The 22,376-nt window shown below is 47.2% G+C and carries 22 protein-coding genes; 14 read left to right on the top strand and 8 right to left on the bottom strand.

What is annotated here, in order from left to right:
• Nucleotides 1-128: 128 nt before the first annotated feature.
• Complete coding sequence (locus tag Q0V82_RS10295) at nucleotides 129-1,295, top strand: NAD(P)/FAD-dependent oxidoreductase (protein ID WP_297575454.1); 1,167 nt, start codon at nucleotides 129-131, stop codon at nucleotides 1,293-1,295.
• A gap of 850 nt (nucleotides 1,296-2,145) precedes the next feature.
• On the opposite strand, the gene dapB is transcribed toward Q0V82_RS10295, so the two are convergent.
• Nucleotides 2,146-2,949, bottom strand: a complete 804-nt coding sequence (gene dapB, locus Q0V82_RS10290) for a 4-hydroxy-tetrahydrodipicolinate reductase (protein WP_374758539.1) — start codon at nucleotides 2,947-2,949, stop codon at nucleotides 2,146-2,148.
• Entirely contained in the window at nucleotides 2,950-3,417 is a 468-nt protein-coding gene (locus Q0V82_RS10285) for an outer membrane protein assembly factor BamE (RefSeq protein ID WP_297575450.1), read from the bottom strand.
• Between the two features lie 107 nt (nucleotides 3,418-3,524).
• Here Q0V82_RS10285 and fur point away from each other — a divergent pair, with 107 nt between their 5' ends.
• The 8 genes from fur to Q0V82_RS10245 all read left to right on the top strand — a co-directional run bounded on the left by fur (nucleotide 3,525) and on the right by Q0V82_RS10245 (nucleotide 12,798).
• Nucleotides 3,525-3,950, top strand: coding sequence for a ferric iron uptake transcriptional regulator (gene fur, locus Q0V82_RS10280; protein WP_226764019.1), 426 nt, complete (start codon nucleotides 3,525-3,527; stop codon nucleotides 3,948-3,950).
• Between the two features lie 21 nt (nucleotides 3,951-3,971).
• Nucleotides 3,972-4,664: a leucyl/phenylalanyl-tRNA--protein transferase gene (aat, locus tag Q0V82_RS10275; RefSeq protein ID WP_297575448.1), complete on the top strand. Its 693-nt coding sequence runs from the start codon at nucleotides 3,972-3,974 to the stop codon at nucleotides 4,662-4,664.
• Between the two features lie 18 nt (nucleotides 4,665-4,682).
• On the top strand, nucleotides 4,683-5,411 hold the full coding sequence (locus Q0V82_RS10270; protein ID WP_226764021.1) for an arginyltransferase: 729 nt from the start codon (nucleotides 4,683-4,685) through the stop codon (nucleotides 5,409-5,411).
• Between the two features lie 132 nt (nucleotides 5,412-5,543).
• On the top strand, nucleotides 5,544-6,044 hold the full coding sequence (locus Q0V82_RS10265) for a DUF697 domain-containing protein (RefSeq protein WP_297575445.1): 501 nt from the start codon (nucleotides 5,544-5,546) through the stop codon (nucleotides 6,042-6,044).
• 48 nt (nucleotides 6,045-6,092) lie between these two features.
• Nucleotides 6,093-7,094: a nucleoid-associated protein gene (locus Q0V82_RS10260; protein ID WP_297575443.1), complete on the top strand. Its 1,002-nt coding sequence runs from the start codon at nucleotides 6,093-6,095 to the stop codon at nucleotides 7,092-7,094.
• Nucleotides 7,095-7,283: 189 nt separating this feature from the next.
• Nucleotides 7,284-7,658 carry a hypothetical protein gene (locus tag Q0V82_RS10255; RefSeq protein ID WP_297575442.1) on the top strand — a complete coding sequence of 125 codons (375 nt, stop codon included), beginning with the start codon at nucleotides 7,284-7,286 and terminating at the stop codon, nucleotides 7,656-7,658.
• Nucleotides 7,659-7,803: 145 nt separating this feature from the next.
• Complete coding sequence (gene ettA, locus Q0V82_RS10250; RefSeq protein WP_297575440.1) at nucleotides 7,804-9,471, top strand: energy-dependent translational throttle protein EttA; 1,668 nt, start codon at nucleotides 7,804-7,806, stop codon at nucleotides 9,469-9,471.
• Between the two features lie 270 nt (nucleotides 9,472-9,741).
• Entirely contained in the window at nucleotides 9,742-12,798 is a 3,057-nt protein-coding gene (locus Q0V82_RS10245) for an EAL domain-containing protein (RefSeq protein ID WP_297575438.1), read from the top strand.
• Nucleotides 12,799-12,935: 137 nt separating this feature from the next.
• On the opposite strand, the gene Q0V82_RS10240 is transcribed toward Q0V82_RS10245, so the two are convergent.
• Entirely contained in the window at nucleotides 12,936-13,202 is a 267-nt protein-coding gene (locus tag Q0V82_RS10240; protein ID WP_226764027.1) for an acyl-CoA-binding protein, read from the bottom strand.
• 138 nt (nucleotides 13,203-13,340) lie between these two features.
• On the opposite strand from Q0V82_RS10240, the gene Q0V82_RS10235 reads away from it, so the two are divergent.
• From Q0V82_RS10235 to lipA, 4 genes are read left to right on the top strand one after another with little or no spacing between them, the layout of a single operon-like run.
• Entirely contained in the window at nucleotides 13,341-14,216 is an 876-nt protein-coding gene (locus Q0V82_RS10235; RefSeq protein WP_297575435.1) for a D-amino acid aminotransferase, read from the top strand.
• A gap of 5 nt (nucleotides 14,217-14,221) precedes the next feature.
• A complete protein-coding gene (locus Q0V82_RS10230; protein WP_297575432.1) occupies nucleotides 14,222-14,521 on the top strand; it encodes a YbeD family protein in 300 nt (99 codons plus the stop codon).
• A gap of 9 nt (nucleotides 14,522-14,530) precedes the next feature.
• Nucleotides 14,531-15,166 (top strand): lipoyl(octanoyl) transferase LipB, encoded by a 636-nt coding sequence (gene lipB, locus Q0V82_RS10225; protein WP_297575485.1) that lies wholly within the window; start codon nucleotides 14,531-14,533, stop codon nucleotides 15,164-15,166.
• Between the two features lie 22 nt (nucleotides 15,167-15,188).
• Nucleotides 15,189-16,181, top strand: coding sequence for a lipoyl synthase (gene lipA, locus Q0V82_RS10220; protein WP_297575430.1), 993 nt, complete (start codon nucleotides 15,189-15,191; stop codon nucleotides 16,179-16,181).
• An 82-nt stretch (nucleotides 16,182-16,263) separates the two neighbouring features.
• Here lipA and Q0V82_RS10215 read toward each other — a convergent pair whose 3' ends face one another.
• Nucleotides 16,264-17,277: a zinc-binding alcohol dehydrogenase family protein gene (locus Q0V82_RS10215; protein WP_297575428.1), complete on the bottom strand. Its 1,014-nt coding sequence runs from the start codon at nucleotides 17,275-17,277 to the stop codon at nucleotides 16,264-16,266.
• Nucleotides 17,278-17,298: 21 nt separating this feature from the next.
• Nucleotides 17,299-18,396: an alkene reductase gene (locus Q0V82_RS10210; protein WP_297575426.1), complete on the bottom strand. Its 1,098-nt coding sequence runs from the start codon at nucleotides 18,394-18,396 to the stop codon at nucleotides 17,299-17,301.
• 188 nt (nucleotides 18,397-18,584) lie between these two features.
• Here Q0V82_RS10210 and Q0V82_RS10205 point away from each other — a divergent pair, with 188 nt between their 5' ends.
• Entirely contained in the window at nucleotides 18,585-19,490 is a 906-nt protein-coding gene (locus Q0V82_RS10205; RefSeq protein WP_297575424.1) for a LysR family transcriptional regulator, read from the top strand.
• A gap of 190 nt (nucleotides 19,491-19,680) precedes the next feature.
• Here the strand turns inward: Q0V82_RS10205 and Q0V82_RS10200 are convergent, their stop codons facing one another.
• The 3 genes from Q0V82_RS10200 to Q0V82_RS10190 form a co-directional block, all read right to left on the bottom strand.
• Nucleotides 19,681-20,853, bottom strand: coding sequence for a hypothetical protein (locus Q0V82_RS10200; RefSeq protein WP_297575422.1), 1,173 nt, complete (start codon nucleotides 20,851-20,853; stop codon nucleotides 19,681-19,683).
• 8 nt (nucleotides 20,854-20,861) lie between these two features.
• Nucleotides 20,862-21,914, bottom strand: a complete 1,053-nt coding sequence (locus tag Q0V82_RS10195; RefSeq protein WP_297575420.1) for a hypothetical protein — start codon at nucleotides 21,912-21,914, stop codon at nucleotides 20,862-20,864.
• Between the two features lies 1 nt (nucleotide 21,915).
• Nucleotides 21,916-22,376, bottom strand: a 461-nt coding sequence (locus Q0V82_RS10190; protein WP_297575418.1) for a DUF2345 domain-containing protein, incomplete at its 5' end; no start/stop codon positions are given.

Here is a 22,376-nt window from a genome sequence, read left to right as displayed (position 1 = left end):
TCAGTGTGCTGTAATTTTACGCCGCAAAGCGATTGAATGCGTCAGTAATAATGCCATTGGGGTTCAGCTTTAGCGGTGAGAGGGGGGTGAAAGCGGTACAATTGGGACTAAATATAAGGACGGTTTTGATGAATAAAACGGATGTCATTGTGATCGGTGCTGGTGCTGCTGGCTTAATGTGCGCGGCCACTGCTGGCCAGCGTGGCCGTCAGGTGGTCTTGATGGATCACAGTGAAAAATTAGCTGAGAAAATTAGAATTTCTGGTGGTGGACGTTGCAACTTCACCAATCTGAATGTTCGGCCGGAGTGTTATCTCTCAAATAATTCGCATTTTGTGAAATCAGCACTCAAGCAATTCACGCAGTTTGATTTTATGGCTTTATTGGATAAGCACGGCTTAACGTATCACGAAAAAACCTTGGGGCAATTGTTTTGTGATCAAAACTCTCAAGGCATTATTGAGATGCTCAAAGCGGAGGTCAATTTGGGCGATGTGATTTGGCGCATGGGGACTGAAGTCATCGCGGTAGCACAAGTAGCGGGGCAATTTCAAGTGACGACTGCGACCGAAGTTTGGCTTAGCGATGCATTGGTGATTGCCACAGGGGGCTTATCTATCCCGCAAATTGGCGCAACGGCCTTTGGCTACGAAGTGGCGAAGCAATTTGGGCTCAATTTACAACCTTTGGCGGCAGCATTAGTGCCTTTGACCTTTCAAGCCGAAGACTTATGGACTGAATTGGCCGGTGTTGCATTAGAAAATGTTGTGGTGAGTTGTGAAAATACATCATTTCGCGAGTCGATTTTATTGACGCATAAAGGCCTTTCTGGTCCGGCTATTTTGCAAATATCTAGCTTTTGGCAGGCGGGAAAAACGCTCGAAATTGATTTAATACCGGACCTAGATTTGGCTGACTTTTTAAGAACGGCCAATCGAGATGCCTTGTTATCGACGGTTTTAGCTGATGTATTACCAAAACGATTTGTAGGGGTATGGCTGGCTAAGTATGGTGAGATAAGGCCGCTCAAGCAATACTCTAGTAAAGAGTTGCAGCGATTAGAGGCTGAACTGCATCAATGGCAAATTAAGCCGTCAGGTAGTTTGGGTTATAAAAAAGCCGAGGTGACACGTGGTGGTGTCGATACAGATCAGTTGCAGTCTAAATCGATGATGGCGCGGGAAATTCCGGGTTTGTATTTCATTGGCGAGGTTGTTGATGTGACAGGCTGGTTGGGTGGTTACAATTTTCAATGGGCCTGGTCATCAGGATATGTTGCAGGAATGAATATTTAGGAATAGAGTAATACTACAGCAACAAAAGAGCAGTCTTCAATGATGATCTTATTGCTGATCTTTACTAAACAGTAGATAGGGGGCAATATTTGATTGATTCCAGTGTCATGTGTTTGGTGCCTAGCATTTAATGCTAATTAAGATCAATCTTTTGATCTCTGCCCATAGCGGCTTTAATATTTAGTTTATGTATTGCAAATTTGAAAGCAATCGAACTAACAGCTTTCAACAGGAATGTAATTACATTTCGATGTTCTTTGTATTGCACTGGTTTTTCGTAGTTGAACTGTAGCAAAGGAGGTCATATTTGATTGATTCCGATGTTTTTAGTTTGCTCAACCCTGGCTAGTTTTGCCATTTCTGATCATTATTATGATCATTGCCGTAGTGCAGTATTTTTGTAGCATGAAATAGTGATAGAGTTGCTTCACTTTACGGAGTGTCGATTTGGTACTCTTTTGATAAACCGTTACTTTGTTTTAACTGATTCATACTTTTTAGTTTAAACGTGCAGGTTGATCTTAATACCTGCGTCATTCATTTTAATGATTAAGCACTGTTTATAAACTGAAGTTTGTTTTTTGATAAAGTAGTTGGTTGTTATTTGTTGATCAATGTTTTTGTAATAAATGTTTTTGTAATAAATGTTTTTGTAATAAAAAAACGAGGCTTAATGCCTCGTTTTTGTTTGGTGCTTGACTCTTAAGTTAGTGCGAATGTTCAGTCTGACAGGCTTTGATTTTTCTATTGTTTAAATACAAAAATAGACTGAAATAAACCAATTTGCGCCTGCGTATAAAAATCAATAACTGCATTTTCATTTGTCACTTTGATGGTCAAACGCCACTGGCTATTTTAAGCCTAATACTTCTTGCATGTCGTAAAGGCCCGTTGTTTTTTGCTGTAAAAATCGAGCAGCACGTAGGCTACCTTGGGCATAAATAGTACGGTTGCTGGCTTTGTGAGTGATCTCAATGCGCTCGCCTTCTCCGGCAAAGACCACCGTATGATCACCAATCACATCGCCACCGCGTAGCGTTGCAAAGCCAATTTTGCCATCTTCACGTGGGCCAGTAATGCCTTCTCTAGACCACACTGCAATCTCGTTGAGTGACTGCTCCCATGCTTTGGCAATGGCTTGTCCCATTGCAATGGCCGTGCCTGAAGGGGCATCAACTTTATGTTTGTGGTGCATTTCGACAATTTCTGCATCATAACCATGATTAAGTGCACCAGCAGCAATCTCAAGTAATTTAAATACTAGATTGACGCCAATGCTCATATTGTACGCAGAAACGATGGCGATTTTTTGGCTTGCAGCTTCGAGCATGGCACGACCTGCTTCATCGAAACCGGTGGTGCCAATAATCATTTTAACGCCGTATTGCTGGCAAACAATCAGGTGTTCAAGCGTGCCTTCTGGACGGGTAAAATCAATTAAGATATCCGCATATTGCAATGCCGATAATTGATCGGTAATTAAAACCCCACAATTTTTTCCTGTGTGCGCACACGCATCTTGACCAATGGCGTCGCTACCTACACGATCGAGCGCCACGCTCAGTTCGACGTCATCCGAAGCGTGTACTGCTTCAATCAGCATGCGGCCCATTCGGCCGCTACTGCCAGCAATGGCGATTTTAATCGTCATAATTTAAAAACCTTCATTCAATAGCGGTTTCACTTCGATGATTTTTGAATCTGGATTGCTCGGGTCGACTGCCATCAATAAATTATCATTGGCAGGTGCTAATGGCCGAGTCTTCTCTGTTGGTGTTGGTGTTGCTGTTGGATCCGGTAAATAATCGCCATCCCAGCGTACTAGGCTGTTTTCATTAAAGAAAACCACAAAGTTTTTTGCCTCTTTGACTTTCCCGCCTCGGCTATCCCGATAAATATAATCCCAGCGATCTTTATGAAATGGATCGGTCAGTAAAGGAGTGCCAAGCGCAAAACGAACTTGCGAGCGAGTCATTCCCACTCGTAGCAAGGCAACTTGCTTGGCGGTGATTTCATTGCCCTGCGGAATATCTAGTTTATAAGGGGTGATAAAATTGACCACGCTGCAGCCACTTAATAATAGGCTGCCGGTCACAAATGCGGTTAGTAGTCTGGCCTTCATCTTGGTTTGATTCGCTCGTGGATGCCGGTGCGCGTCACCGGGAAACGCTATATCATAACCGGATTGTGTAACTCCCGCACGACTGGGGAACAAAGAAGGGTAGAACAATGAGCAAAGCGGCTGAATTAAAAGGCATGGGTTTGAAGGCGACAGGGCCAAGATTAAAGATCTTGAATCTGTTTGAAACCAGTGGTGCGCGCCACCTGACTGCCGAAGATGTTTATCGGATGTTATTGGTTGAAGAAATTGATGTCGGTTTGGCAACGGTATATCGAGTGCTCACTCAATTTGAGCAAGCAGGGATTTTGGAGCGTCATCATTTTGAGACCGGTAAAGCCGTGTTTGAATTAAAGCAAGAAGAGCATCACGATCATTTGGTTTGTGTGAAATGTGGTGCGGTTGAAGAGTTTTTTGATCCAGAAATCGAAGCACGACAAGACGCGATTGCGCTTAAGCATGGTTTTGAAATTCAAGATCATGAAATGTATATCTATGGCATTTGTAATCCCTGCCAAATTAAAGCCAAGAAATAAAGTTTTTGTGCAGATCCCGCTATGATTCCGTGGTTAGATCATCACTCAGCTTTTCCGCCGTTGACACAGGCGCTCAAAGAACCCAGTGGTTTATTGGCGGCGGGGGGCGACTTGTCGTCCGAGCGCATTTTAATGGCGTATCGGCAGGGCATATTTCCTTGGTTTATGCCCAACGAACCGATTTTGTGGTGGAGTCCCGATCCACGCATGGTCTTGTTTAGTCATGAGCTGGTTATCCCTAAGTCACTAGGCAAAGTATTGCGTCATCGTCCGTATCGTGTGACTTTTGACACGGCATTTAGTGCGGTGATGCAAGGTTGTGCAGCCCCGCGAGCCGGCGTTGCTGCAACGTGGATTAGCGACGAGATGCTGGCGGCCTATCACGCACTACATCAACAAGGGATTGCACACAGCTTTGAGTGTTGGATGGATGATGAGCTAGTGGGCGGTTTGTATGGTGTGGCCATTGGCAAGATGTTCTATGGTGAATCGATGTTTGCGCGTCGTTCAGATGCGTCAAAAATCGCCTTTGTGCACGCGGTGCAATGGTTGGCTGCGGCAGGTTTTGTCATGATTGATTGCCAAATGCATACGGATCATTTGGCGCGGTTTGGGGCCAGAGAGATTGCTCGTGATGAATTTATTGCTAAGCTAGAAGTTCAACTTGCCCAGCCTGGTCGACTTGGGCCGTGGTCATATTCCCATACCAATTAGCTTGTCTATAGGTGTCGCATGAACGATACATTTCGTAAGCATACAGTTCAATTGCAGTTTTATGCCACCGCCCCATATCCTTGTAGTTACTTAGAAGATCAGGCCGCCCGTTCACAAGTTGCAGTGCCTTCTGAGTTGATTTCCACTGGGGCTTATAGCCAATTAGTGCAGCAAGGTTTTCGCCGTAGTGGTTCGTTTGTGTATCGGCCGTGGTGTGATCATTGCCAAGCCTGCGTTGCAGTGCGTTTGCCGGTACTGGATTTTGTTGCCAGCCGTAGTCAGCGCCGTGCTTTAAAGCACAATGAGTCGCTCAAGGTGCGGATTATGAAACTTGAGTTTCGCGAAGAGCATTTTTTGTTATACCAACGTTATCAGCAATCTCGGCATAGCGGCGGTGGTATGGACCAAGACGGGCATGAGCAATACCGTGGGTTTATTTTAAAAAGCCAGGTGGCGAGTTTTTTGGCCGAATTTACCGAAAATGGCGTGGTCGTGATGGTCAGTTTGATCGATCAGCTCGATGATGGACTTTCGTCGGTGTATACCTTTTTTGATCCTGACCTGCCGGCGCGTAGTTTGGGGGTTTTTAATGTGTTGTGGCAAATTGGCTTAGCTAAGCAGCTGGGCTTGCAATACGTGTATTTGGGCTATTGGATTAAAGATTGCCGCAAAATGGAATACAAAACCCAGTATCGACCGATTGAGGGTTTACTCAATGGTAAATGGCAGCTATTGAAGGGTATTTAGTTCTATACGGTTATTGATATAGCTTAGAGATGAATACCTGCTTAAATCCTTTAAATTGAATTGGGTGGCAACTTGGAACTCTTCGATTTTTGTTGAGTCTATCGGTCAGTGAATATTTAACAAAGGCCCACAATGCAAGCGATGACTTTGTCTGAAATCGAACAGCTTCGAATTGAATGCCGCAGCATGGTGGCCAAGCAATCGATGGTGTCGGGCGCGATTGCCATAGTGCCGATTCCGGGGCTCGATATCGGTGCCGACGTGGCGATTATGTCGCGGATGGTGGAGCAGATTAATCAAAGGTTTGGCTTAAGTGCGGCGCAAATCAATCAGCTTAATCCGCAGTTAAAACAGCGCGTTTTTGTGATTGTTAGTTCGCTGAGCTCGAGTTTAATTGGTAAGTATTTGTCAAAAGAATTACTACTCTTGGCGTTCAAACGTGTGGGGGTTCGACTGGCGAGTAAGCAAGCAGCGAAATTTGTGCCGTTTTTAGGCTCCGCCATCGCCGCCGGAATTAGCTATGGCGCGATGCGCATGCTGGGTAACGCCCATATTGAGGATTGCTGCCAAGTGCTGATTCAGTTACAAAGCAACACGACCTTTGAGCATGAAACGACAGCTCGCGATATCTAGTCACTGCATTCGGTGGGATAATAGGGAATCTGATTTAAGGATTCTTGTATGTCGACCTCACCCAATACCATCCAGCATTTAATCATTCATCAATTACATAAAGAGCCCAATGGCCCGGCACGGGTGGCATTGAGCTCGACTGAAATGCCACTCAATAGTGCGGCGCAGCGTTTGGTCGACCATCTATGCCAGTTGTACGGCAGTCGCAATGGCAAAGGCTTTGGCAAGTTTGAAGAAGACGAGCATGAATATCCGATGCCGGCCTTGGTGCGTCGCTACGTGGATGATGCGGATTTTCTTGGGTTTTCTCAGCAAGCGATCGCGCAGTTGCAAGTGCGTGCCGAGCAAGAGGCTGAGGCCAGCGGCGGCTATGTGTTGATGGCGCACGTTAGCAATGGCGAGATGGACTTTCTCTTTTTTGCCTTGGTCGGCGAAGTGATTGGCACGGCCGTGAATGCAGAGATGCACCTGGAAGACAGCATTCACTTGGATATGGATCATTTGCGCGTTGCAGGGCGAATTGATTTGGGCGTATGGCAAGCCGGTGGTGAGCGTTATGTGAGCTTTTTGCGCGGTCGCGGCGATGTGGCGGCGTATTTTAAATTGTTCTTGGGTTGTAACGATATGGTCACGCCGCTCAAAGAAACCCAAAAGCTAGTTAAAGGGCTGGAACAATTTGTCGAGCAGCAAGCGCTGAGCGCACAAGATCGTGACGAAGTGTTTCAGCGGGCGCACAATTTACTCGATGAAATGGGCAATGAGCAGGGCGAAGTGAACTTAGCCGAGGTCGCCAGTCAAATTTATCCGGATGCGCCACAAGCATTGCAGGCGGCTTTGCAACATGAAGATCTGGGTTTGATCGATGGTTTTGTGCCAGATCGTCGAGCGATTAAACCGCTGATGCGCTTTAAAGCCGCTGCGCCAGAATGGAAGCTGGAGTTTGATCGTGCTAGCTTGCGCTCGGGCGCGGTGATTTACGACAAACACAGCGATACGCTGGTGCTGTCAAATATCCCAGACAAACTCAAAAAAGCCTTATTAGAACAATAAACAACAACGGGGTATTGCCTGCTTTGCTTTCCTGTTCATACAGTAGCGATGCATACCCTCATGGGTAAATGGACATCCATCGACGGGGTCTATTTTAGCGTTGTTTTATAGAACAAACGTTCTTTTTTGCCTTGCGATGATGGTTAGACTCTAGTATTGTGAACGTACGTTCTATATGGAGTCGCCATCATGTCAATTCGTTTTCGTCTCTCTGACCATGCCTTTTTGCAGCAGCAAGCTTTGCGTATCCCGCTAGCATTGCTTGAAGTTTGGGTGCAGCCAGCTTGGCGTGGCTCGGCGCAACTCTTATCAGTCCGGCATATTGCCCAATTGCCCGCCGCAGTACGCCCGATGGCGCAGCGTTTTATGGGGCTGTATATCGTGAGTGATGGACAAGGCATGATTACTCACATTGCGCAAATGACGCATCGCCTCGCGAATCCGGCACAAGAGATTGATTTTAATTTTGCGCCACGATCGATCAAGCTGGCCAATGCGTTCAATGGCACTCAGGCCACGGTATGGGGGCGCACTTCATTGAATGGTTCGGGTATTGCTTGCTGAGCAATTTAAAGTAAAGGCCACCGAGTAATATAGGTCTGATGCATCACAATGAGCAATGGCTGGACCAATATGAAAGATGGCGCGGCATGGACTGGGACTGGTAAACTCTAGCCCTATTATATTTCCGACTTTTTATAGGTTACTCATGGCTCAATATGTGATGTCTATGCTCCGAGTGAGCAAGATTGTTCCGCCAAAACGTCAAATTATTAAAGATATTTCATTGTCTTTTTTCCCTGGCGCAAAAATTGGTTTGCTGGGTCTGAATGGTTCGGGTAAATCGACTGTTCTGAAGATTATGGCTGGCGTTGAAAAAGAATTCGAAGGTGAAGTTCAGCATTTACCTAACATCAAAATTGGCTACTTAGCTCAAGAACCAGAGTTGAATGCTGAAAATACCGTGCGCCAAGAAGTTGAAAGTGGCTTAGGTGAAGTCTTTGAAGCGCAAGCTAAATTGGAAGCGGTTTATGTCGCTTACGCCGAAGAAGGCGCTGATTTTGATGCTTTGGCCGAAGAACAAGGTCGTTTAGAGGCGATTATTTCGGCCGGTGCGGGTGATAATTTAGGGCTGCAACTTGAAATCGCTGCCGATGCGCTGCGCTTACCCGATTGGGATGCGATCGTTGGTCAGTTGTCCGGTGGTGAAAAGCGCCGCGTTGCCTTGTGTAAATTGCTGTTGTCTAAGCCAGATATGTTGCTGCTCGATGAGCCAACCAATCACTTGGATGCAGAGTCGGTGGAATGGTTAGAGCAATTTTTGGTGCGATTCCCAGGTACTGTCGTTGCCGTAACGCATGATCGTTACTTCTTGGATAACGCCGCCGAGTGGATTTTGGAGCTCGATCGTGGACATGGTATTCCTTGGGAAGGCAATTATTCAACTTGGTTGCAAAAGAAAGAAGAGCGTCTCAAGTTAGAAGAATCCCAAGAGTCGGCACGTCAAAAAGCCTTAAACAAAGAATTAGAATGGGTTCGTCAAAACCCGAAAGGGCGTCAAGCTAAATCAAAAGCCCGTATTGCGCGCTTTGAAGAACTCTCTAGCTTTGAGCATCAAAAACGCAATGAAACACAAGAAATCTTTATCCCGGTTGCAGAACGTTTGGGCGAAAAAGTCATTGAATTTAAAGGGGTGAGCAAAGCTTTTGGTGAGCGCCTCTTGATCGATGATTTAAGTTTTAACGTACCCGCTGGCGCGATTGTCGGCATTATCGGGCCTAACGGTGCTGGTAAATCAACCTTATTTAAGATGATCGCTGGCAAGGAAGCACCCGATAGTGGTGAAGTTGAAATTGGTCAAACCGTGCAAATGGCGTTTGTTGAACAAAGTCGTGAAGGCTTAGAAAACGACAAAACGGTGTTCCAAGACGTTGCCAATGGCAATGATGTGATCAGCGTTGGCAAGTTTGAAATGAGCAGCCGTGCTTACTTAGGGCGCTTTAACTTTAAAGGCGGCGATCAAGCTAAATTAGTTGGTAATCTATCCGGTGGTGAGCGCGGTCGTTTGCATTTGGCTAAAACGCTACTCAAAGGCGGCAATGTATTGCTGCTCGATGAGCCATCGAATGATTTGGACGTCGAAACATTGCGTGCGCTAGAAGATGCATTGCTTGAATTTGCCGGTACGGTGTTTGTTATTTCGCATGATCGTTGGTTTCTTGACCGGATTGCAACGCATATCTTGGCCGCAGAAGGTAATTCACAATGGAATTTCTTTGACGGCAACTATCAAGAATATGAAGCGGATAAGAAAAAACGCTTAGGTGAAGAAGGCGCAAAACCAAAACGAATTCGCTATAAGCCAATTACACGTTAATTGCATTGATTAAAACAAGGAAGGCTTATCCCTTCCTTGTTTTTTTTTGCTTTCAAATCACTCATGTTCAATCTAGGTGTTGAAACCGCCGCAGTGCTTTTGGCACCCATTCAGTTTTTTGCGGCAAGTTTTATTTGAAACAAAGAATATCGTAGTAATTCATGACTAAAAAACCATGACTGATGGGTAATAGATGTTTTTATATTCAGAATAAAGCACAATCTTACGCTACTGAGGTTTCACTTTATTTATTTCATCGAGAAAGACTGCGTGACCAACACCCTTTCTAAGCCAGAGCAAGCAGAATCAATAGATTCTTTAGGGCGAATTCGTCATGTTTTGGTGGCATTGTTTATTTGTATTTTTGTGGCCACCTTAGTCATACAGGGTATTTCGATTTGGCGCAGCTATCAGGCGGCGCTGGCCAAAGCTGAGCAAGAAATGCTATTGCTCAGCCGCGCGTTTGAAGAGCATGTTGGTCGCACGATGGAATCGACCATGTTTGCTTTGTCGGCCATTGAGCAAGATGCGGTCTTTCAATCTTGCGTCGCCGTGAAAGACCCCGCGTGCTTGCATGCTTATCTACAGCGGGTTGTGGTTCGATATCCGCAATTAAGTAGCCTAGCTTTTGCTTGGGACACCGGCGAATTAGCCGCTTCCAGCGTGAAACATCCGATTGCAAAAATCAATGTCGCAAACGCACAATTTTTCCGTGTGGCAAGGTCACGCCCACAAGCACGATATTATATCGCTGAGCAGCAAAGCGACCCAATCATCCAACACGATGTGATTCCATTTGTAACCGCTATTTTGGATAGCAAAACTAATTTTTCAGGCGTTATTGTTGCGGGACTCAATCCGGATTATTTCCAAAAATTTTATAGTTCAATGGCCAATAATAAAGATATCGTGATTCGATTATTTCGTGATGACGGTATTTCTTTGGCACGCTATCCATTTTTAGCGGGTGAAGTAGGGCGGGATATATCGCATCAAGATTTCTTTGAGCGTGTTTCTAGCGGTACCGAAAAGGGCGTGTTTTATGAAAGTCATTCTTTAGATCAAGCTGCACGAATTTATGGCTGGCATCGGGTTGTCGGCTGGCCATTGGGGGTCTCAATTGGTATTGATCGAGATGCCGTGCTGGCCACTTGGTGGCGAGAAACGTATATCACACTAGGAATTGCATTAACGCTACTGCTGGCCGGATCGGCTTTACTCATTTATGTGTTGCGACAATTAACCCGATTAGAAAGAACTGAGGCTGATTTATATTTGACTAAAGTCGCCATTGAAAATGGTGCCGATATGGCCATTTGGCTCGATCCTGCTGGGCATATTCGCTATGTGAATGCCACAACCTGTCATCGATTTGGCTATGCCGAGCATGATTTGTTGGCAATGCGTTTTCGAGATATTAATCCGAATTTTAAACCCGATAGCTGGCCTAAATTCTGGGATTTATTGCGGCAACATCGACATTTATTCGATGAGATTTGTTTAAAAACCCGCACCGGAGAAACATTTCCGTGTGAAGTGCATTCCAATTACATTTTATTTAAAGGCCAAGAATATAACTGTGCCGTGGTGCGAGATATTTCGGAGCGGCGAATGCAAGAAGAAGCCATCGTTAAATCTGAGCAGCAATTGCGTTTGGCTTTAGAAGCATCGAGCACGGGTTTATTTGATATGCCATTAGATGGCCGCCGAACGGCGATTACCAGCCCGGAATATGATCGTTTATTGGGCTATGCGCCAGGTGAATTGGTTGAGACTTTTGATAAATGGAAAGAACAATTACATCCCATTGATAAAGAGCAAGCCGTTGCGGCCTATCGAGACTATTACGCCGGACATTCGGCACAATTTGCGGTGGATTTTCGGCGAAAAATTAAGCGCGGTGAGTTTCGTTGGTTTCAAACCCGAGGCAAATTTGTTGATTTTGATTCACGCGGTAAACCCAGTCGTTTAATTGGCACTATGACTGATATTACCGAGCGTAAAGAAGCGCAAGATCGCATTACTGAATTGGCCAATTTTGATAGCGTCACCGGTTTGGCTAATCGCAATTTATTGCGCGATGAGCTGCGTTTGGCCTTGGCCAGTGCGGAAAAATACAATCGCAAACTCGCGGTGTTATTTTTAGATTTAGATCGCTTTAAAACCATTAATGATTCTTTAGGCCATTCTGCCGGTGATATGGTGTTATCACAGCTGGCTACGCGTTTAAGACAGATTGTCGGCAAGCAAGACATCTTATCTCGCCTTGGTGGCGATGAATTTGTTTTGGTATTGGCCGACTTGCCCAATCCGTTGATTGCCGGTGATGTGGCTGATCGGATTTTATCGTCGTTTCAGCAATCATTTACTTTAGAAGCCGGTAATTTTGCAACGTCGACGTCGATTGGGATTAGTGTCTTTCCGGATGATGGGCATGATCCTGATGTGTTGATTAAAAATGCCGATGTGGCGATGTATCAGGCCAAAGCCAATGGGCGCAATAATTATCAATACTTTACTGCCGATATGAATACGCGGGCTTCGGAGCGATTGATTTTAGAAACCAGTATGCGTCAAGCGTTAGAGAATAATGAATTTGAACTGTATTTTCAGCCTCAGGTGAGCCTAGAAAACGGATTGATTATTGGCGCAGAGGCCTTAATTCGTTGGCATCATCCAGAAAAAGGCTTGGTTTCGCCAGTGAAATTTATTCCGATTGCCGAAGAATCACGGATGATTTTACCCATTGGTAATTGGGTGATGCTCGAGGCGTGTCGTCTTGCTGCACAGTGGCAACGTGCGGGGCTGGCGCCAATTAGCATCGCCATCAATATGTCGCCCATGCAATTGCATCAGGCTAATTTATTGCAACTGATTCAAACTGCACTGGATCAGTCAGGGCTGGCCGCTCAATATCTCGAAATTGAAGTGACTGAATCGGTCATGATGCAAGAAGTGGAGCAGGTGATGCTCACGTTGCAGGGCATTAAACGGCTTGGCGTCAAATTGTCTTTGGATGACTTTGGTACTGGTTATTCCAGCTTGGCGTATTTAAAGCGCTTTGCATTTGATAAATTAAAAGTCGATCAAAGCTTTGTCAGTGATATTAGTTCAGATCCGAATGATGCGGCGATTGTGATGGCGATCATCGGTTTGGGTAAAACGCTGGGCATGTCGGTATTGGCTGAAGGGGTCGAGACTGAGGCGCAATTGGCATTTTTGCGCTCGGCAGGAACGGATTCGATTCAAGGCTATTTATTTAGCCAACCCATCACTGCCGCGCAATTTGAAACTATGCAAATACAAAAAAAGGGTTTAGTTCTCTAGGGTCTGTTGACGTTTGGTTTGCCAACCGCGTTTATGCGGATTTTGGCCTGAGGCAAGGCACGAAGCGCGCAGCGTAGTTATTCTACGCCAGCGCTTTGTAACGCAGTATCTGGCCCTGGCAAATACCCCCTAGGGGTTTATTCGTCTTTGGCTTTTAATTCGTCCACTAGCGCAATATACATCTGCATTGCGCTGTCATTGCTGGTGCCAATTAATTTGGCCCATGCATCGTATTTGGCTTGTGCAACAAATTGAATCGCAGAAGGACGATTGCCACTGACGTCGCCTTCGCTGCCTTGTTTATACAGCGCGTAAAGACGTAACTTGGTTTGAACGTCGGGGGCATCATTAAGATTCACTACTTCATCTTGTGCGGTTTTGAAACGGGCAGCTAAGTCGCTCATGGATCCACCTTATGAAACGTTTGTTTGAAAATACCGCTGAGTATAGACTGAGAATACAAATCTCTCCAAGCCCTACGAATCAATTGCGCCACATTGCGACGCAGTGTCGTAACGGCGCTTTACTTGATAGGATCTGCCATGCAAATACCGCATAAAATCGCTTTTTTAAATGGTCAATTTGCGCCGTTGGCTGCGTTAAAAATCTCGGTATTGGACCGAGGCTTTTTATTGGGTGACGGCGTTTATGAAATGATTCCGGTTTATCAACGGGTTGCTTTTCGTTTGGATGAGCATTTAGCGCGGCTAGCTCATAATTTGGCCCAAGTTAGCATGGAAAACCCGTATTCGCTGCCAATGTGGCGCGAGCATATTCAGAGCCTTATCCAAGCGCAAACTTTTGTTGATCAATCGATTTATTTGCAAGTGTCGCGCGGCCCCGCGTATCCGCGCCAGCATGCTTTTCCGCTACAAGCCACGCCGACGGTATTGATGTTTGCCGATCCGCTTGAGCCGCCACCAGCGCAGGCGATTGAATCGGGTGTCAGCGCCATCACCTGTGATGATTTTCGTTGGCAGCGCTGTAATATTAAGGCCATTTCTTTATTGGCGAATGTACTGGCCAAGCAAGAGGCGGTGGATGCGGGCGTTGCCGAGGCGATTTTATTGCGCGATGGCGTATTGACTGAGGGCGCTGCGAGCAATATTTTTATCGTTAAAGACGCGGTAATTTATACGCCAGCGCCGTCAAATTTAATGCTCACCGGGATTACCTATGACGTGATTTTAGAGCTGGCTCGCCAGCATGATCTACCACTCAAGCTCGAGCCGGTCACGGAGCAGATGCTGCGCGATGCCGATGAGGTCTGGTTGACGTCTTCATCGAAAGAAATCCTCGCCATCGTGAATTTGGATGGGCAAGCAGTAGGAAATGGCCAAGTTGGCCCCATATATAAGACAATGTATGGTTTGTACCAAGATTTTAAAATGACGGTGATGCACCGTGGACAGGAGTAAGCATAATGGTAGGTTTTACAGATGTGCCAAGTCAGAAACTGGAAGATTTAGTTACGTTTCCAGTCTTAATTCCGGTGAAAGTGGTGAGTCATAAAAGCATTAGCCATGCTGAATTTGTCAAAGAAATTGTCCAAGTCACGCAAGGACTGATTGCCGATTTTGTTGAAGACCAAATTGAGCACCGCGCGTCCAGTAGTGGTAATTACCATGCCTTAACCTTGATGATTACCTTTGAAAATGTCGAGCAAGTGCATGCGCTTGACGCCGCATTGCGCGCGCATCATATGGTTCGTATGGTGCTTTAAGTGCCAGATTTGATTGTAAAACAGTTAGGGCAAGTTGATTATTTGCCGACCTTTGAGGCGATGCAGGCATTTACCAGTCAACGGGGTGCCACCACGCCCGATGAGTTGTGGCTGCTGGAGCATCCACCGGTATTTACCCAAGGCTTAGCGGGCAAACCGGAGCATATTTTGAGCCAAAGCGCGATTCCGATCGTGCAGATCGATCGGGGTGGGCAGGTCACCTACCATGGCCCGGGGCAGCTGATTGCGTATTTACTGCTTGATTTGCGGCGGCATAAATTGGGTGTGCGCGACTTGGTGCGCTTGCTCGAAAACAGCGTGATCGCGGTTTTGGCCGATGAAGGCATTAGCGCCTACGGCAAAGTGGACGCGCCGGGCGTGTATGTGATGTTGCATCGCGAGGGCTTTGATTTTGAAGCTAAAATTGCCAGCTTGGGTTTGCGGATTAAAAATGGCTGTTGTTATCATGGCTTGGCATTGAATGTCAGCATGGATTTGGCACCCTTTCAGCAAATTAATCCATGTGGCTATCAAGGTTTGCAAGTCACGCGCATGCTCGACATGGGGATTAACAAGACACCCGCAGATTTGTTCGGTAAAATGGCCGACAAAATTCTTCAACAAATCAAGCAATTACCCGTATAAAAAGTACGGTAATTCGGACGATATGACAGATCAAATCAAAGAAGGGGCCAGCGTGCCCACCAGCAAACCGGCAAGTAAAGAAGTCGGTGTTAAGTTAAAGGGTGAAGCAAAAACGGCCCGTATTCCGATTAAAATCGTTCAGCTTGAAACCAAAATCAAAAAGCCCGAATGGATTCGCGTGCAAGCGGCCAGCCATAACAGCCGCTTTTATGAAATCAAACAGATTTTGCGTGAGCAAAAACTGCATACCGTCTGTGAAGAAGCGAGTTGCCCCAATATTGGTGAATGTTTTGGTAAGGGTACCGCCACCTTTATGATCATGGGTGACATCTGTACGCGGCGCTGCCCGTTCTGTGATGTGGGCCATGGCCGGCCTAATCCGCTCGATGAGCACGAACCGCGTCACTTGGGCGAAACGATTGCTGCGCTAAAGCTTAAATATGTGGTCATTACCTCGGTCGATCGGGATGATTTACGCGATGGTGGGGCCGCGCATTTTGCTGAGTGCATTCAAACCACCCGTCAATTGAGCCCAGAAACACAAATTGAAGTACTGGTACCTGATTTTCGTGGCCGGGTTGAATTGGCGCTGGAAATCTTTAAAGACGCTTTGCCCGATGTGATGAATCATAATTTAGAAACCGCACCGCGCCTGTATAAGCAAGCGCGCCCGGGCTCGGATTACCAGCATTCATTAGATTTGCTCAAAGAATTCAAACGCCTTTATCCAGCCGTTAGCACCAAATCAGGCATTATGGTTGGCTTGGGTGAGACCGATGAAGAAGTGTTCCAAGTGATGGCCGATATGCGCGCGCATGATATTGACATGATTACCATCGGTCAGTACCTGCAACCATCCAACGGCCATTTACCCGTACTGCGCTACGTACACCCTGATCAATTCAAAGTCTTTGAAAAACACGCGTATGAGTTAGGCTTTAAGCATGCGGCAGTCGGCGCAATGGTTCGTTCTAGCTACCACGCTGATGAGCAAGCGCATGGTGCTGGGGTTTAATCGTTAACGCTTCGAAGTCCTAAATACCGAATACGATGGCGTATCCAACAAAATGCCCCGAATCAATCGGGGCATTTTTGTGTTACTCAGCCGCTAGAACCATTTTGCCGCGTGCTTGACCGCTCTCGAGTAAAGCATGAGCGCGCAGTAGATTGGCGGCGTTGATTGGCCCAAGGTTTTCATTCACCGTACTGCGAATTAAGCCCGCATCGACCAAGCTCGCCACTTCATTGAGTAGATGATGTTGCGCGATCATATCGCTGGTTTGAAATAACGAGCGCGTGAACATCAATTCCCAGTGCAGCGAAACGCTTTTGCGTTTGAGCAGGTTAATATCGATCGGCGCGGGATCATCAATCAGGCCAAATTGTCCTTGCGGTGCAATGCTCGCAACGATTTGCGCAAAATGCGAGTCAGTTTGATTCAGGCTGACAATATGGCTGACCTGATCAAAGCCGATGCGCTTGAGCTCCTCACTGATCACTTTGTTGTGATCAATGACATGATGCGCGCCTAGTTCTTTCACCCAAGCTTGGGTTTCTGGACGCGAGGCGGTGGCGATAATGGTGATGCCGGTGAGCTGGCGTGCGAGTTGAATCATAATCGAGCCAACCCCACCTGCCGCGCCGATAATCAATAGCTGCTGGGTTTTTTGCGCGCTATCCTTGGCGATTTTCAGTCGATCAAACAGCATTTCCCATGCGGTAATACTGGTTAGCGGTAGTGCGGCAGCAGCAGCAAAATCCAGTGAGTTTGGCATCTTGCCGACAATGCGCTCATCGACCAATTGCAACTCAGCATTACTACCTTGGCGGGAAATATCGCCGGCATACCACACGCGATCACCGGGCTGAAATAGCGTTACTTCTGGTCCGACGGCTTGGACGATGCCGGCGGCATCCCAACCCAATATTTTCCATTCTCCCGCTGCGGCGCTAGCGCCTTGACGCACTTTGGTGTCGACGGGATTAACAGAAATAGCTTTCACGGCCACCATAACATCACGCCCAGTCGGGGTTGGGTCGGCTAATTCAATGTCTTGCAATGTGGCGCTAGCGCCGAGTGAATGCGCGGTTTGATAGGCAACGGCTTTCATGCTGAGATCTCCAAGTGATGATTATTGATGGTCGGTATAACTGGGGTAGTCGATGTAACCGCGCGCATCGCCGCCAAATAGCTGTGTTGGATTTAAATCGGCCAAGGGCTCGTCACGCGCAAAGCGTGCGGCTAGATCGGGGTTGGCAACAAAGGGACGACCAAAAGCCACTAAATCAGCGTAGCCCGCCGCAATCACGTCGTGCGCTTTGCTGGCGGTGTAGCCACCCGCGACGATGATTTTTCCGCTAAACACTTGGCGCAATTGCTGGCGAAACTGCGCTGGAATTTGTGGTGCATCATCCCAATCGGCTTCAGAAAGGTGCAGATAGGCAATATTTAACGCATTGAGCAAGCTCGCTGCGGCCAAAATCGTAGGAATAATCTCGGGGCAATTCATGCCGCGCGCAGTAATAAAAGGAGCAAGCCGTACGCCAACGCGCTCGGCGCCAATTTCATCGGCAATCGCCTTGGTGATTTGCGCTAGCAAACGCAGGCGATTTTCGGTGCTGCCACCGTATTCATCGCGGCGATGGTTTGAGGTGGTGCGTAAAAACTGGTCAATTAAATAGCCGTTAGCACCGTGGATTTCAACACCATCAAAGCCCGCCGCCATCGCATTGATCGCGCCTTGGCGAAAATCTTGCACAATGCCGGCAATTTCAGCATGAGCCAGTTCGCGTGGCTCGGGGCAATCCACCATGCCGCCGACGCCATCGGCATTCACCACCCAAACTTGGGCTTGGGGGTCGATGGCCGATGGCGCAACAGGTAGCGCGCCATCATGAAACACCGGATGCGACATTCGACCCACATGCCAGAGTTGCAAAAAAATCCGCCCGCCAGCGGCATGCACCGCCTCAGTCACTTCGCGCCAACCGGCAATTTGCGCATCGCTGTAGATGCCAGCCGTGAAGCTATAGCCTTGGCCTTGGCGAGAAATCTGTGTTGCCTCGCTGATGATTAATCCTGCTGTCGCACGCTGGGCATAATACGTCGCCATCATGGCATTCGGAATATCACCCGGTTGCGTGGTGCGGCTGCGAGTCATTGGCGCCATAACAATACGGTTGGCTAGGCTTAGTTGACGCATATTCAGTGGGTTGAATAATAAATTCATCGTGCTCTCCAGCAAATGAGTGGCCCTTTGACTGTCAAGCAGCGTATTCAAAGGGTTGGGTTGACGCGGCATCGCGTCGGCTGCAACTTAGACTGCATTATTCATCTTTATGAATAATTGATAAACTGGCAATCTTTGGAAATATTTTCAATAATTTGTTGAAGATGAATGACTCTAGTAGGTGGGTGATGAAAATACTGCGTGAGCTGGAAATCTTTATTCGTACCGCCGAAGCTGGCAGTCTGTCAGAGGCGGCGCGTCAGCTTGATTTAACACCAGCGGCCACCAGTGCCGCGATCAAGCGACTCGAAGCCGAGCTCAATACGGTGCTGTTTGTGCGCTCAACGCGTAGTCTGCGTTTAACCCCTGCAGGGCAATTGTTTTTGGCGCATTGTCAGCCCGGCGTGCAAATGATTATGAATGCGTGTCAGTCATTGATTTCTGGGGAAGCCACTTTGCGCGGCGTGCTGCAAATCTCTTTGCCTTCTGATTTGGGGCGCAATATTGTACTGCCTTGGTTGGATGATTTTCAGGCGCTATACCCAAAAGTTACGCTGCGTGTAACGATATCGGATCGGCTGGCGGATATTTACCGCGAACAAGTTGATCTCGCTTTGCGCTATGGCAGCTTGCCCGATTCCAATATGGTGGCACTGCCCATCGCCAGCAATAATCGCCGCGTACTGTGTGCATCACCAGAATATCTGGCCCAGCATGGCACGCCGCTGCAGCTGGACGATTTAGTCAATCACAACTGCTTGTGCTTTATGCTGGGTGATGATGTCTATGATCGCTGGCGATTTGATTGGCAGGGGCAAGAGGTGTCAATTCAAGTGAGCGGGGATCGTGTGTCGCCAGACGGTGATGCCGTCCGACGTTGGGCAGTGGCAGGGCGGGGCATTGCATATAAATCAACGTTGGATGTCATTAACGATCTTGAATCCGGCCGCTTGGTTCGCCTTTGTCCAGACTGGCTGGGTGAATCTGCACCGCTGAATTTACTCTGTGCCGATCGACGCCAAATCAGCCCTGTAATTCAAGCCTTGCAGCAATTTTTACAGCAGCGTTGCTTAATCTATTGCAAAGGCGCTTAAAGATGCTTGGCCGAGACTAGCCTTGCTCAAACCAGCCAGCGCTTGAGTTTTAGCCCCAATAGACTCATAAGTGTTGTGGAATCAAAGGGGTCGGAGTCAATTGATTTTCAGCAGTTTTTTAATTCATTTTCGGTAAACGTTGGGCCTTGCCTGTAGGCCAAGTGGTGCGTAGAGTGTGGAAATAAAGAAATCAATTGACTCTGACCCCATTGAATTCACAACGGCCGTTATAAATCGTGCTCGTTTTTAATAATGGTTTTCTAGTTTCAGCACTAGGCCATTGGCTATCGGGATCGAAGCGCGCCATCCAAAGTGGGCCATTTTCAAAATCAAAACGTGGATTCGGGTCATCTGCCCATGGGTCCAACGTAAATAACTGTAAATGATCACAGCGTATCGGCTTAATTAACGCATTAGCGATGACAGGCAACTCTGGCAAACCTTCATCGACTGGATACAAACTTAATTCGCCCAAACGGATCCACAATGCAGGCTCACCCTCCGGATTGTGCTTACCCACCGGATACGGAATTTCGCTGATTTGGATATCGGGATGAGCCAGCTGCGCTTTCACCTCGGCCACGCTCTTGCCTAATTTGCTGCGCCACAAGGGGCTTAGCAAAAAGCCCCAAGTTGGTGTGCGAATACCAGCCCCAAGATCTGAATAATTAATATATCCATCTTCGTCATCGTGATTGTGATAGCCCATTTTTTGAGCATGATCGATATCCAGCCCATAAAAATGATCTGCACAAATGCGCTCCATCACATCGCTTTCATACGCCCCCATCACACCAATGGTGGTAGTGCCAATTTCGTAGCCGCTATAACACTGCTCGGGTTGCAGGCGTTTTAGCCAGCGCTCGACAAAGTTATGCCATGTAGCCTGATTGTTGCAGTACCAACTGTCGCGAAAGGTAATCTTGACCGTGGTGTAGCACATTTCTGGGGTGTAATCGACGGCAGCAGAAAACGCCCAGCGCGCTGAGGCCGCAGGGCTATCCATATCAGTGGCTTGGACATACAACGATTTGAAGCCATATTCTGCTGCCAATCGTGCATGTTCATGCAACATCTCACGCCCCAGTTTCTCGGGGGTCGCTTTGGCCCAAGCTTGCGTTTTGCTGTTGTAGACCTTTTTATAAGGCGAGTCGATCAGCTCTTGTAGTTCCTGATGCAACTCGATCACCTCGTGGCTGATGCGTAGAAAGTCTTCTTTGCTGTGGTAAATATAGAAAGTGATGTAGGGACAAACGCCGTATTGCTGCCCTTCGTCGCCGTAGAAATATTGTGATTCAATGCGAGTTTCAGCAATAAACTCAGCGATTTCTTCTTCAGATAAATAGAGTTCTGCAGTGCTCATACTTTTCCTTAACGATTGCCGCCACGGTTACCGCGTCGGCCTTCTTTATCTGGGGTTTTATCGGGGTGCTTACTAGATTCATTTTGATCGACCGCCACATCCTCGGGGTAGCGGAATAGAGCAACACGGCAGCCCGTGCCTACGCCTTTCTGGCCGTTGGTGCGAGAAAGCGAGGCAGCATCTGTCTTGATCTTGGCGGCCGTTTTGGCTAGCCTGTCGTAATTTTTGAATTGCTCCGTTTTGATGCTATCCCCTGGAAATTTGATCTCGATAATGGCAAACAGATTATCTTTTTTGAGCGGATCCTTGCGGTAATCCGGTATGACCAGATCAGCACTACAACTGCCGCGCTGGCGATAGGGTGCAGGATAGAACGGGTTCAACTTGCTGCCCGTCCTTAACAACCGCGTTGTGCCAGCCAATTTGGGATCATCAAATTTGGCGGGGGGTCCAAAGCAGACTTCAGCTTTCAATGGACTACGCCAGCTCAACACCTCGTCGATAAATTCAAAAATGAAATTGGCGACTAACTGTTTGAGTCTCACCAGAATAAATTGATCAATATCCTTAATATCAGCCAATTCTTCTGCACTTAATGCCAGCAACTCCAACAATATCTTCTGCTTGGCTTTGGGCAGATCTTGGATCGTAACGCCTTTTTTTCGCCGTAAGCCGATCGCAGGTGTTTTATCGGCTTGCGCGCACACCATACCAATTACTTTACGAAATGGAATCGTCTGCTTAATCGCGGCGATAATCTCAGGGCTACTATTACCAGCACGCCCTTTAGCATTACGTGTATTTTCGCTTTGCATACCACGGTCTTGCTCTGACATGGCAGCCAAAAAACCACGCTCTGCTTTTTCATCGATGTTTTGGCCGATTTCTTTTTTTATCGCTTCAATCTTTTTTCTTAATTCGTCTTTGGCCTGATCAAGATTTCGGTCGTATTTTTCAATATCTTCATAAAGTGACTTACCAAGATCATACATTTCATAGGTAGTTACTGCAGCAGCAGTCACCTCAATAACACCCCAAACTACGGCAGCGGGTAATGGCATATTATTTTCCCGCCTTATTTGATTTTGCACGAGAAACAGCTGAATTTAGCTTGCTTTCCCATGCCTCGGTAATGCGCTCGCTCTCACGCATTACGGATTTGTAGACTTTAATGCCCGTTCGCTCCTCGGTATTGGCAAATTCAGTCCATCCATTCATATCGGTGATTCCTGACTTTAATACTTCACCATCGGCGCCGACAATTTTGTATTTGTACCCATCATAAGGTCGACGATCATCTTTAAAAAGTTGGTAGCGTGCGGCATACGCTCCTTGAGGTGGCTCATAACGAGGTAACGCCACTTGAGGAATGTTCATACTCTTCGGCCCACTCCAATCATGGCTTGCGCCTTTAAAGCTCACCTTGCCCGGCGCGTGCAGCTCGATTTTGCCGCCTTTGATGCGGATATACGCGCCGCCGGCGGTGAGTAGGATTTCTTGCTTGGCGTTAAATAGATTCTGGC

The sequence above is a fragment of the uncultured Deefgea sp. genome, assembly GCF_947072475.1.
Classification (GTDB): Bacteria; Pseudomonadota; Gammaproteobacteria; order Burkholderiales; family Chitinibacteraceae; genus Deefgea.
This window is presented reverse-complemented; position numbering and strand designations above follow the sequence as displayed.